A 12,305-nucleotide genomic window follows, 5' to 3' on the forward strand; every position below is an offset into this window, starting at 1 on the left:
GTCCCCGGCGCTGCCTAGCGTGGCAGCCAACCCACCACAGCCGGAGTTTGCCGATGCGCCGCCTTGCCCTGATCGCCGTCCTTGCCCTTGCCCCGGCCGGCGGCGCCCTGTCGCAAGAAACCCGGACCCCCGGCGCCGAGGACATCATCAAGACCCACGCCATCGCCCTGTTCGGCGAACCGGCGCTGCCCGCCGATTTTCCGCATTACCCTTATGTCAACCCCGACGCGCCCAAGGGGGGCGAGATCTCCTTTGGCGCGGTCGGGGGCTTTGACAGCTACAACCCGTTCACCCACCGGGGCCGGGCCATCGCGCTGTCGGTGATCCAGCTGGAACGCCTGATGGACAGCCCGGCGGACGAATTGGGCGTCGATTACTGCCTTTTGTGTGAAACGCTGGAATATCCCGCCAGCAAGGACTGGGTGATCTTCAACCTGCGCCCCGAAGCCCGATTCAGCGACGGCACGCCCCTGACCGCCGATGACGTGCTGTTCAGCTTTGAAACCCTGCGCGACAAGGGGTTGTCGTCGTTCCGCATGGCCATGCAGCAGATGGTCGCCAAGGCCGAGGTTCTGGACGACCGCCGCATCAAGTTCACCTTTGCCGACGGCTATCCCCGCCGCGACGTCATCAGCCAGATGGGCAACCAGATCGTCTTTTCCAAAAAGGACTTCGAGGACAACAAGCGCGATCTCGAACAGAGCAGCAACACGCCCTTTCTGGGATCCGGCCCCTATATGTTCGACCGCGCCGACATCGGCCGCACCCTGGTCGTGAAACGCAATCCCGATTACTGGGGCAAGGATCTGCCGATCACCCAGGGCCGATTCAACTTTGACCGCATCCGCTATGAAATGTTCGGCGATTTCGACAGCGCGTTCGAGGCGTTCAAGGCAGGCGAATACACCTTCCGCAACGAAACCTCATCGATGCACTGGTCCACGCGCTATGACTTTCCGGCGCTCGCCTCGGGCGCGGTGGTGCGCGAGACGCTGCCCGACGGGCAGATCGCCAGCGGCGACGGCTGGGTCTTCAACCTGCGGCGCGACAAGTTCAAGGACATCCGCGTGCGCGAGGCGATCGGGCTGATGTTCAACTTCGAATGGACCAACCAGACGCTGCTGTACGGGTTGGAGACGCGCGTGAATTCCTTTTGGGAAAACAGCGAATTCCGCGCCGACGGCCCGCCTTCCCCTGCCGAAGCCGCCTTGTTGGAACCCGTCGCGGCCGATCTGCCCCAGGGCATCCTGACGGACGATGCCGTGGTCCAGCCCACCGGGGGCGAACGCCAGCTTGACCGCCAGAACATGCGCCGCGCCACGGCCCTGCTGGATGAGGCGGGCTGGACGGTGGGCGATGACGGCAAGCGGCGCAACGCCCAGGGCGAGTTGCTGACGGTCGAGATCCTGAACGACGACGTGGGCAACGACCGCATCATCAACCCCTTTGTCCAGAACCTGCAAGCCATCGGCATCGAGGCCGTGAACCGCCGCGTGGACAATGCCGAAATGCAGCTTCGCACCCGGTCCAAGGATTTCGACATGGTCGAGGATTCGCTGGGCCAGGCCTATGCCATCGGCGGCTATGCCGGCCAGGTCTTCGGGTCCGAGGATGCGGACGACGTGTTCAACCCGATGGGCCTTGCCAATCCCGCCATCGACCGGCTGCTGGAACTGGGCCAGCAGGCCCAGACGATGGACGACAACATCACAGCCATCAACGCGCTGGACCGTGCCCTGCGCAGCCTGCGGTTCTGGGTGCCGAAATGGTTCAAGGCCGAATACACCCTTGCCTATTACGACATGTACCGGCATCCGGAAAAGATGCCGCCCTATGCGCTTGGCACGCTGGATTTCTGGTGGGCCGACACGGGCCGAGAGGCCGAGCTGAAGGCGGCGGGCGCAATCCGCTGAGGTCAGGGTTGATTTCCCGGCAGTCCCGCCCGACAAGGGCCGGATAAGGAAACGGGGCCGCGAAGGCCCGAAAGGGCAAGGGCAATCCGATGGGCGCCTATATCCTGCGGCGGCTGCTGCTGATCGTCCCGACGCTGATCGGGATCATGGTGGTGAACTTTACCCTGACGCAGTTCGTGCCGGGCGGTCCCATCGAACAGATCGCCGCCCAGGTGCAGGGGTCGGGCGACGCCTTCAGCAACATCTCGGGCGGCGGGTCGGGCGGCGATACGGGCGTGGTCGAGGGTTACGAGGGCGCGCGCGGCCTGCCCCCGGAATTCATCGCCCAGCTGGAAAGGGAATTCGGCTTCGACAAGCCGCCCTTGCAGCGGTTCCTGTCGATGATGGGCAACTATCTGACCTTCGATTTCGGCACGTCCTGGTTCCGGTCGATCAGCGTGATCGATCTGGTCGTGGAAAAGATGCCGGTGTCGATCACGCTGGGCCTGTGGTCCACGCTGCTGGCCTATCTGATCTCGATCCCGCTGGGGATCCGCAAGGCCACGCGCGACGGCACGCGCTTTGACACATGGACCTCGGCGGTCATCATCATGGCCTATGCGATCCCGGCGTTCCTGTTCGCGGTGCTGCTGATGGTGCTGTTCGCGGGCGGCAGTTACTGGCAGATCTTTCCGCTGCGGGGCCTGACCAGCGACAACTTTGCCGACCTGAGCCTGTGGGGCAAGATCAAGGACTATGCCTGGCATGCGACCCTGCCCGTCATCGCCTCGACCATTTCCAGCTTTGCCACGCTGACCCTGTTGACCAAGAACAGTTTTCTGGACGAGATCAACAAGCAGTACGTGATGACCGCCCGCGCCAAGGGCCTGGCCGAGGGGCGGGTGCTTTACGGCCATGTGTTCCGCAACGCCATGCTGATCGTGATCGCGGGCTTTCCGGCGATGTTCCTGGGCGTGTTCTTCGGGGCCAGCATCCTGATCGAGACGATCTTTTCGCTGGATGGCCTGGGCCGCCTGGGGTTCGAGGCCGCGGTGCAGCGCGATTATCCGGTGATCTTCGGCACGCTGTATGTCTTTGGCCTGATGTCGCTGGTCGTGGGGATCCTGTCCGACCTGATGTATGTCTTTGTCGATCCGCGCATCGATTTTGAATCGAGGGCCGGGTGATGGCGGTCAGCGAACTCAACCGCCGCCGCTGGCGCAATTTCCGCCGGAACGGCCGGGCCTTCTGGTCGCTGGTGGTCTTTGCCGTCCTGTTCGTGGTGGCGATGTGCGCCGAGATCGTCGCCAACGACAAACCCATCGTGGCCAGCTATCGCGGCGATCTGTATTTCCCGGCCTACAACTTCTATCCCGAAACCGCCTTCGGCGGCGATTTCGGAACCGAGGCGATCTATACCGACCCGGCCGTGCAATGCCTGATCGTGACCGGCGGCAACCAGGACTGCTGGGACACGCCCGAGGATCTGCTCGCCGCCGTCGATGCCGGCACCAGCGACATCCCCGAGGCCGATCGGGGCTGGATGATCTGGCCGCCGATCCCGTTCCATTATTCGACGATCAACAACGTCGGCACCGCGCCCAGCGCGCCGGATGGCACGCACTGGCTGGGCACCGACGACACCGCGCGCGACGTTCTGGCGCGGGTGATCTATGGCTTCCGCATCTCGATCCTGTTCACGCTGATCGTGACGGTAGTGGCCTCGATCGTCGGCATCACGGCGGGGGCGATGCAGGGATACTTCGGCGGCCGCACCGACCTGGTGTTCCAGCGGGTGCTGGAGATCTGGGCCTCCACCCCGTCGCTGTATGTCATCATCATCCTGTTCGCGATCCTGGGGCGCAGCTTCTGGCTGCTGGTCTTTGTCACGATCCTGTTCGGCTGGCCTGCCTTGGTGGGCGTGGTGCGGGCCGAATTCCTGCGGGCGCGCAACTTCGAATACGTCCGCGCGGCGCGCGCGTTGGGGGTGGGCGACCGCACCATCATGTTCCGCCACATCCTGCCCAACGCCATGGTGGCCACGCTGACCATGCTGCCCTTCGTCGTGACCGGCACGATCAGCGGGCTGGCGGCGCTGGATTACTTGGGTTACGGGCTGCCGGCATCGGCGCCGTCGCTGGGCGAACTGGCCTTGCAGGCCAAGCAGAACCTTCAGGCGCCCTGGCTGGCCTTCACCGCGTTCTTCACCTTTGCCATCATGCTGTCGCTGCTGGTCTTCATCTTCGAAGGCGTGCGCGACGCCTTCGATCCGCGAAAGACGTTCAAATGACCAACGATCTGCGGCCCGTCATCCCCGCCCCCGGCGCCCCCGCCGTCGTGGCCGAAGGACATGGCGCGCAGATGCCGGGCGACGCGCAGGGCCACGCCATCCCGTCCCCCGGCAGCGACGCGGTTCTGGCGGTCCGCGACCTGCGCATCGGCTTTCGCCAGGAAGGCCGGATCGTGCCCGCCGTCACGGGCGTCAGCTTTCACATCGGCAAGGGCGAAACCGTGGCCCTGGTCGGCGAATCCGGGTCGGGCAAGTCGGTCACGGCGCTGTCCACCGTGCGCCTGCTGGGCGATTCCGCCGTGGTCGAAGGGTCGGTGAAATACGCGGGCCGGGAAATGGTGGGTGCCCCCGACCGCGTGCTGCGCGACATTCGCGGCAACGATATCAGCTTCATCTTCCAGGAACCGATGACATCGCTGAACCCGCTGCACACGCTGGAAAAGCAGCTTGGCGAAAGCCTGGCGCTGCACCAGGGGCTGACAGGGGCAAAGGCCCGCGCGCGCATCGTGGATCTGCTGACCCGCGTGGGCATCCGTGATCCCGAAACCCGCCTGGCCGATTACCCGCATCAACTGTCCGGCGGGCAGCGCCAGCGGGTGATGATCGCCATGGCCTTGGCGAACGGTCCCGAACTGCTGATCGCGGACGAACCCACCACCGCGCTGGATGTCACGATCCAGGCGCAGATCCTGGACCTGCTGGCGGAACTGAAAGCCGACGAAGGGCTGTCGATGCTGTTCATCAGCCACGATCTGGGCATCGTGCGCCGCATCGCCGACCGCGTTTGCGTGATGAAGGACGGCGAGATCGTCGAGCAAGGCCCGGTCGAGCGGATCTTTGTAAACCCGCAGCACGACTATACCCGCAAGCTGCTGGCGGCCGAACCGACCGGCGGGGCCGATCCGGTTCCTGGCGATGCCCCGGTGATGGTCGAAACCCGCGACCTCAAGGTGTGGTTTCCGATCCAACGGGGGCTGCTGCGCAAGACGGTGGGCCACGTCAAGGCCGTGAACGGCGCCACGCTGACCGTGCGCGCGGGCGAAACCTTGGGCGTCGTCGGCGAATCCGGGTCGGGCAAGACCACGCTGGCGCTGGCGATCATGCGGCTGATCGACAGCGACGGGCCGATCCTGTTCATGGGCCAGGACATGTCCCGCTGGCAGTCGCGCCAGTTGCGCCGCCTGCGCCGCGACATGCAGATCGTGTTTCAGGATCCCTTCGGCAGCCTGTCGCCGCGCATGACCGTCGAACAGATCATCGCCGAAGGGTTGGGCGTCCACGGCGTCGAAAAGGGCCGCGACCGCCGCGTCATGGTCGCGGACATCATGGCCGAGGTCGGGCTGAACCCGCAGATGATGCACCGTTATCCGCATGAATTTTCCGGCGGGCAGCGCCAGCGCATCGCCATCGCCCGCGCCATGATCCTGCGCCCCAAGGTGGTGGTGCTGGACGAACCGACATCGGCCCTGGACATGACGGTCCAGGTGCAGATCGTCCAGCTTCTGCGAGGGTTGCAGCGGAAATACGGCCTGGCCTTCCTGTTCATCAGCCACGACCTGCGGGTGGTCCGGGCCATGTCGCACACCATCATGGTGATGCGCGCGGGCGAGGTGGTCGAACAGGGCGGCACCGCGCAAATCTTTGACGATCCGCGCCACGAATACACCCGTGCGCTGCTGGCGGCGGCGTTCCGCGATCATCACCGATGAAGATCCTGTTCGTCCATCAGAACTTTCCCGGACAGTTCCCGCATCTTGCCCCCGCCCTGGCCGCACGGGGCCATCAGGTTCTGGCCCTGACCGACGACAAGAACCAGCGGCCCAGCCCCGTGCCTGTCGTCCGCTACAAGACCCCCGACGATGTGGCGGCAACCGGCCTGGGGCGCAGCTATGCCATCCATGCCCAACGCGGCTATCTGGCCGCGCGCGGGGCGCGGGCGCTGCGGGATCGGCACGGCTTTGTGCCCGATGTGATCCTTGGCCATTCCGGTTGGGGCGAGACGCTGTTCCTGCGCGAGATCTGGCCCGATGCCCGTCTGCTGGTCTATGCCGAACTGCTGTATCGCACGCGCGGCCACGATGTCGGCTTTGATCCCGACATCCAGGATGGTTCGGACGAGGCGCGGATGATGACCGTCGCCCGCAGCGCCCATCTGATCCAGGGCATCGTCCAGGCCGACGCCGCGATCGCGCCCACGCGGTATCAGGCCGACAGCTTTCCCGCCGACCTGCGCGGCAAGATCGCCGTCATCCACGACGGCATCGACACCGCCCGCGTGTGCCCGAACCCGGCGGCCCGCCTGATCCTGCCCGGCGGACGGACCCTGCGCGCGGGGGACGAGGTTCTGTCCTATGTCAGCCGGTCGCTGGAACCCTATCGCGGTTTCCATGTCTTCCTGCGCGCCTTGCCCGACGTGCTGGCCGCCCGCCCACGGGCGCAGGTGGTCGTGATCGGCGCCGAAGGGATCAGCTATGGCAGCGCACCCAGGGACGGCGGCACCTGGAAGGCGCGGATGCTGGCGGAACTGGGCGACCGGCTGGACCTGTCGCGCGTGCATTTCCTGGGCCGGGTGCCCTATGCCGATTATCTGTCCCTGATCCAGCTGGCCCGCGTCCATTGCTATCTGACCTATCCCTTCGTGCTGTCCTGGTCCCTGGCCGAGGCGATGGCGGCGGGCGGATACATCGTGGCGTCGGATACCGAACCCGTGCGCGAATTGATCCGCGATGGCGAAAACGGCCGTCTGGTGCCGTTCTTCGACGTGCCCGCCCTGTCCGCCGCGCTGACCCAAGGCCTTGCGGGCGATCCCGACGCGGACCGGCTGCGGGCGGCGGCGCGCCGGACCATCCAGGACGGCTATGACCTGCACCGCCACAGCCTGCCGCGCCAGATCGCATGGGTGGAAAGCCACGCCCCGATGGGCTAGATCCGCGCGGGACAGACAACGAGGCGTCCCATGGTTCAGATCCGGCTGACGAATACCCGCACCCGCAGGAAAGAGGTTTTCGAACCGCTGGACTGCAACGACGTGCGCCTGTATCTGTGCGGCCCGACCGTCTATGACCGCGCCCATCTGGGCAACGCGCGGCCGGTGCTGGTATTCGACGTGCTGGTCCGCCTGCTGCGCCATGTTTATGGCGAAGATTCGGTCACTTATGTGCGCAATTTCACCGACGTGGACGACAAGATCAACGCCCGCGCCGCCGCCACCGGCCGCACCATCCGCGAGATCACCGACGAGACGATCGCCTGGTATCACGCCGACATGGACGCCCTGGGCGCCCTGCGTCCCGACCATGAACCCCGCGCGACGGAATACATTCCGCAGATGATCGCCATGATCGGCGACCTGATCGCGCGCGGCAACGCCTATGAGGCCGAAGGCCATGTCCTGTTCGACGTGCGGTCCTTTCCGGACTACGGCCGCCTGTCGGGCCGGTCCGTTGATGACATGATCGCCGGCGCGCGGGTCGAGGTCGCGCCGTTCAAGCGCGATCCGATGGATTTCGTGTTGTGGAAACCCTCAGGCGCCGATCAGCCCGGCTGGGACAGCCCCTGGGGCCGGGGCCGCCCCGGCTGGCACATCGAATGTTCCGCCATGTCCGAGGCGCTGCTGGGACCGTCCTTCGATATCCACGGCGGCGGCATCGACCTGCAATTCCCCCATCATGAAAACGAGATCGCCCAAAGCTGCTGCGCCCATCCCGAGGCGACGTTTGCCAACGTCTGGCTGCACAACGAGATGTTGCAGGTCGAGGGCAAGAAGATGTCCAAGTCGCTGGGGAATTTCTTCACGGTGCGGGATTTGCTGGACCGGGGCGTGCCGGGCGAGGTGATCCGGTTCGTGATGCTGTCCACGCATTATCGCAAGCCGATGGACTGGACGGAGGTGAAGATGAAAGAGGCTAAAGCCGTCCTTCGGCGATGGTGGGATATTGTAGGTAACGCCGAGCCATCCAAACCATCACCACATGTAATTCTGGCTCTGGCAGACGATTTAAATACCTCGTCAGCAATCGCTGCGTTACACCAGTTGTATGATGAGGTTAGGCAGTGGCAGCCACCACAAGTCGAGGGAAGAACTGGTATTTCGTCGGAAGAAATTCAAACATGGATCGATGCCAGATCTGAATTCCTCGCATCCGCAAACTTCTTAGGTTTGCTAACAGAGGCCCTGAGTGACTGGGTGAAGCCTACTACTTGGGGTGACGATATCGAGAGACTTGTAACATCAATATGTTCAAAATGGCTCAAACTGAGACGAGCTAGGAATTATGAACAAGCCGACCTTCTAAAAAGTCAAATGAGGGCAGCTCATATAGAACTTGTTGCCGAGAAGGGTGACCAAACAAACTTCAAATATTTAAACCCATATAAGAAAGAACTAGCTGACGATATTTTGCAAAAATTGCAATCTATTAAGGAAAGTTGGGAAATTGCCTCTTGATGCCTGCACCGAACTGGTGCGGACCCAGGATCCCGACCGCTTCGGCGCTGTCTTGGTGGCTCAGCCGCAGGATCGCCCGGCGCTGATGACGCTCTATGCCCTGAACCTGGAAATCGCCCGCGCGCCGTTCCAGTCGGCGGAACCGATGCTGGCCGAGATGCGGCTGCAGTGGTGGATCGACCGGCTGGCCGAGATGGGCAACGGCAAGCCGCCCCCGTCGCACGATGTCCTGACCCCGCTGTGGGACGCCTGGGGCCGGGACGCGGGCGGCCTTGTTCCCCTGGCCGAGACCCGGCGCCGCGACTGCGCCCGAGAGCCTTTGACCGATCCGCAGGCGGTCGTGGCCTATGTGGCGGACACGGCGGGGGAACTGATGTGGGCCGCCGCGCGGCGTCTGGGCGCGCCGGACAATGCGCGTGCGGTGGTGGCCGATCAGGCGCTCGGCGCGGGACTGGCGGCGTGGCTGCGCGCGCTTCCGCGATTGCAGGCCATGGGTCTGGGTCTGAAACACCCCGATCCCGGCAATGCCGCGATGCTGGCGGGCCTCGCGCGGGACGCCCTGCGCCGCGCCGCAGGGTCGCGCCATCTGCTGCCCAAACGGGCAGTTGCCGCGCTCTATCCCGGCCCGCGCGTGATGCCGTTTTTGACCGGCATCCTGAAAGGCGACATCAACCCCCTCCAGGAAATCCCTGAAATCACGCCCTTCCAACGCCGCGCATCCTTGGCGCGGCTGGCGCTGACCGGGCGGTGGTGGCGCTAGGACGGGGCGCCCCCCGGACCATAAACCCTCTTTTCACCCTTTCGCCGATATGAAAGGAATTGAACCGAACGTTGCGGGACGGAACGGATGGCCAAGGGCGGGTTGGATGCACAGGCACGACAGGGCTATGCCCTGATCGCGCCGCCGTTCCTGTACGCGGCGCTGGTCCTGGCCGCGCCCCTGCTGACCATCCTGGCCTACAGCTTCCTGACCGACGGCTATCTGGAGGTCGTGCGCGAGTTTACCTGGGCCAACTATGTCCAGGTCTGGACCGATCCCATCGTGCGCACGGTGATGCTGCGGTCGCTGATGGTGTCGGCCCTGGTGACGCTGGTGACGGTGGCCCTGGCCTTTCCGGTGGCCTACTACGTCAGTTTCCTGGTCCGGCCCCAGAAAAAGGCCACATGGCTGTTTCTCATCACCATTCCCTTCTGGACCAGCTATCTGATCCGGGTGTTCCTGTGGAAGGTGATCCTGGGTTACAACGGTGTGGTCAATTCCAGCCTGACCGGCCTTGGCATCATCGACGAACCGCTGACCTTCATCCTGTACAACGTCAATTCCATCGTCATCACGCTGGCCCATGCCTATGCGCCCTTCGCGATCCTGCCGATCTTCGTGGCGCTGGAAAAGATCGACCGTTCCCTGCTGGAGGCCGGGCGCGACCTGGGCGAAAGCCGCGCCATGACCTTTTGGCGGGTGACGCTGCCCCTGGCGATGCCGGGGGTGCTGGCGGCGGTGCTGATCGTGTTCATCCCGACCATCGGCGATTACGTCACCCCCGAACTGATCGGCGGGGGCAAGATCCCGATGATCGCCAACCTGATCCAGGTGCAGATGCTGGCGCTGGACAACCGCCCGCTGGGTTCGGCCCTGGCGGTGACGACCATGGCCATCGTCGCCGTGGTCAGCATCGTGTTCCTGCTGATAAACCGCCGCTTCCTGAAGGTGCGGTCGTGAAGGGGCAGGGGCGCGGCTTGCAGGCCTATGCGCTGCTGTACCTGTTGTTTCTTTATGCGCCGATCATCCTGCTGCCGCTGTTCGCGTTCAATTCGGGCACGATCATCGCATTCCCGTTGCAGGGCTTCACGACCGACTGGTTTTCGCAGATGTGGGCCAACGCCACGCTGCGCACGGCGCTGGCGAATTCTCTGCTGATCGCGGTTTCGGCGGCAGTCCTGGCGACCTGCCTGGGCATCTTCGCCGCCCGCGCCTCGACACGGTTTGAGTTTCCGGGCAAGGGCGGGATGATGGGGTTCATCCTGTTGCCGATGGTCCTGCCGGAAATCATCGTCGCCATGTCGCTGCTGGTCGTGCTGCTGGGCGCGGGGGTGCAGTTGTCGATCCTGACGGTGATCCTGGGCCATGTGCTGATCTGCATGCCCTATGCCATCGCCATCCTGTCCACCGCCTTTTCATCCCTGGACAAGTCGCTCGAGGAAGCGGCCTATGACCTGGGCGAGACGCGGTGGAGCGCGTTTCGCCTGGTCACGCTGCCCCTGGTCATGCCCGGCATCATCAGTTCGCTGCTGATTTCCTTCACCATCAGCCTGGACGAATTCATCATCGCCTTTTTCCTGGCGGGCAACCAGCCGACCCTGCCCACCTATATCTTCAGCCAGTTGCGGTTCCCCAAGCAGATCCCGATGATTATGGCGCTGGGGACCGTGCTGGTGGCGCTGTCCATCGTGCTGCTGGCCTTGGGCGAATACTTCCGCCGCCGCGGCAATGCCCGCATGGGCGGCAATCCGACAAGGGGATTCCTGTGACCGACGACCGCAAGCCGATGATCGAATGCCGCGGCGTCCACAAGCACTACGGCGATTACCACGCCCTGCGCGGCATCGACCTGACCATCCGCGCGGGCGAGTTTTTTTCGCTGCTGGGGCCGTCGGGCTGCGGCAAGACGACTCTGCTGCGCACCATCGCCGGGTTCGAGGATATTTCCGAAGGCGCCATCCTGATCGATGAAAAGCGCATGGACGAGGTGCCCGCGAACAAGCGCCCCACGAACATGGTGTTCCAGTCCTATGCGATCTTTCCGCATCTGACCGTGGCGCAGAACGTGGCCTTCGGCCTGCGTCGCGATCCCCGAGGCAAGGCGGAGAAATCGGCCTTGGTCGATGAAACCCTGGCCCTGGTCGGCCTGCGCGGCTTCGGCAACCGCGCAGCCCACGCCCTGTCGGGCGGGCAGCGGCAGCGGGTGGCGCTGGCCCGCGCGCTGATCCTGAAGCCCAAGGTGCTGCTGCTGGACGAGCCCCTGTCCGCGCTGGACCGCAAGATGCGCGAGCAGATGCAGGTCGAATTGATAAAACTGCAACGGCAGGTCGGCATTACCTTCGTGCTGGTCACGCACGACCAGGAGGAAGCCCTGGTCATGTCCGACCGCATCGCCGTGATGTTCGAGGGCGAGATTGCGCAATTGGACGGTCCCGAGGCGCTGTATGCCCGCCCCGCCAACCGCCGGGTCGCGGATTTCATCGGCGTGATGAATTTCCTGCCCGCGCGGATCGTCGCGGAACAGGGCGGCGGCGCCACGGTCGAGGTGCCGGGGCTGGGGATGGTGGATCTGCCCGCACGCCAGATCAGCCGCGCCAATCCCGACGACGGCGGCCCGACCATCGGGTTCCGGCCCGAAACCATGACCCTGCTCGGCGCGGGCGCCACCCACAGCCAGCCGCGGGAAACGAACGCCACGATTGATGAGGTCGTCTATTACGGCGACATGACCTATTACGACCTGCGGCTGGACGGCGCCGCGGCCATGGACGGCAAGGCGCGCCCGGTGCGGATTTCCATGCGCAACGTTTTTGGCCGCGACGTGCAGGAGGTGGGGACGCGGACCCGCCTGGCCTGGTCGCCGGGATCGCTGGTGCTGTTCCGCTGACGCTTGCGAAACCCCGACCGCGCGCCTAG

The 12,305-nt window shown here is 64.6% G+C and carries 10 protein-coding genes; all 10 read left to right on the forward strand.

Going from position 1 to position 12,305, the window contains the following annotated elements; all coding sequences use genetic code 11:
• The first annotated feature begins 53 nt into the window (after positions 1-53).
• On the forward strand, positions 54-1,913 hold the full coding sequence (locus CHB77_RS13955) for an extracellular solute-binding protein (protein WP_089388828.1): 1,860 nt from the start codon (positions 54-56) through the stop codon (positions 1,911-1,913).
• A gap of 89 nt (positions 1,914-2,002) precedes the next feature.
• Positions 2,003-3,079: a microcin C ABC transporter permease YejB gene (locus CHB77_RS13960; protein ID WP_089388829.1), complete on the forward strand. Its 1,077-nt coding sequence runs from the start codon at positions 2,003-2,005 to the stop codon at positions 3,077-3,079.
• Positions 3,079-4,182 (forward strand): ABC transporter permease, encoded by a 1,104-nt coding sequence (locus CHB77_RS13965; RefSeq protein WP_089388830.1) that lies wholly within the window; start codon positions 3,079-3,081, stop codon positions 4,180-4,182. The genes CHB77_RS13960 and CHB77_RS13965 overlap by 1 nt, the downstream gene beginning before the upstream one ends.
• Positions 4,183-4,253: 71 nt before the next feature.
• Positions 4,254-5,891, forward strand: coding sequence for an ABC transporter ATP-binding protein (locus tag CHB77_RS13970; protein WP_089388863.1), 1,638 nt, complete (start codon positions 4,254-4,256; stop codon positions 5,889-5,891).
• On the forward strand, positions 5,888-7,108 hold the full coding sequence (locus CHB77_RS13975) for a glycosyltransferase (RefSeq protein ID WP_089388831.1): 1,221 nt from the start codon (positions 5,888-5,890) through the stop codon (positions 7,106-7,108). The genes CHB77_RS13970 and CHB77_RS13975 overlap by 4 nt, the downstream gene beginning before the upstream one ends.
• A gap of 30 nt (positions 7,109-7,138) precedes the next feature.
• Positions 7,139-8,629 (forward strand): cysteine--tRNA ligase, encoded by a 1,491-nt coding sequence (gene cysS, locus CHB77_RS13980; RefSeq protein ID WP_089388832.1) that lies wholly within the window; start codon positions 7,139-7,141, stop codon positions 8,627-8,629.
• On the forward strand, positions 8,619-9,389 hold the full coding sequence (locus CHB77_RS13985; RefSeq protein WP_089388833.1) for a squalene/phytoene synthase family protein: 771 nt from the start codon (positions 8,619-8,621) through the stop codon (positions 9,387-9,389). The genes cysS and CHB77_RS13985 overlap by 11 nt, the downstream gene beginning before the upstream one ends.
• An 87-nt stretch (positions 9,390-9,476) precedes the next feature.
• Positions 9,477-10,349: an ABC transporter permease gene (locus CHB77_RS13990; RefSeq protein WP_089388834.1), complete on the forward strand. Its 873-nt coding sequence runs from the start codon at positions 9,477-9,479 to the stop codon at positions 10,347-10,349.
• Positions 10,346-11,158 carry an ABC transporter permease gene (locus tag CHB77_RS13995; protein WP_089388835.1) on the forward strand — a complete coding sequence of 271 codons (813 nt, stop codon included), beginning with the start codon at positions 10,346-10,348 and terminating at the stop codon, positions 11,156-11,158. The genes CHB77_RS13990 and CHB77_RS13995 overlap by 4 nt, the downstream gene beginning before the upstream one ends.
• Positions 11,155-12,276: an ABC transporter ATP-binding protein gene (locus CHB77_RS14000; protein WP_165456288.1), complete on the forward strand. Its 1,122-nt coding sequence runs from the start codon at positions 11,155-11,157 to the stop codon at positions 12,274-12,276. Before CHB77_RS13995 ends, CHB77_RS14000 begins: the two co-directional genes overlap by 4 nt.
• The last annotated feature ends 29 nt before the right edge of the window (positions 12,277-12,305 follow it).

The sequence above is a fragment of the Paracoccus sediminis genome, assembly GCF_900188295.1.
Classification (GTDB): domain Bacteria; phylum Pseudomonadota; class Alphaproteobacteria; order Rhodobacterales; family Rhodobacteraceae; genus Paracoccus; species Paracoccus sediminis.

Coding starts and splice junctions, on each gene's coding strand:
- CHB77_RS13955 (WP_089388828.1), top strand. CDS start 54: ATGCGCCGCCTTGCCCTGATCGCCGTCCTTGCCCTTGCCCCGGCCGGC.
- CHB77_RS13960 (WP_089388829.1), top strand. CDS start 2,003: ATGGGCGCCTATATCCTGCGGCGGCTGCTGCTGATCGTCCCGACGCTG.
- CHB77_RS13965 (WP_089388830.1), top strand. CDS start 3,079: ATGGCGGTCAGCGAACTCAACCGCCGCCGCTGGCGCAATTTCCGCCGG.
- CHB77_RS13970 (WP_089388863.1), top strand. CDS start 4,254: ATGCCGGGCGACGCGCAGGGCCACGCCATCCCGTCCCCCGGCAGCGAC.
- CHB77_RS13975 (WP_089388831.1), top strand. CDS start 5,888: ATGAAGATCCTGTTCGTCCATCAGAACTTTCCCGGACAGTTCCCGCAT.
- cysS (WP_089388832.1), top strand. CDS start 7,139: ATGGTTCAGATCCGGCTGACGAATACCCGCACCCGCAGGAAAGAGGTT.
- CHB77_RS13990 (WP_089388834.1), top strand. CDS start 9,477: ATGGCCAAGGGCGGGTTGGATGCACAGGCACGACAGGGCTATGCCCTG.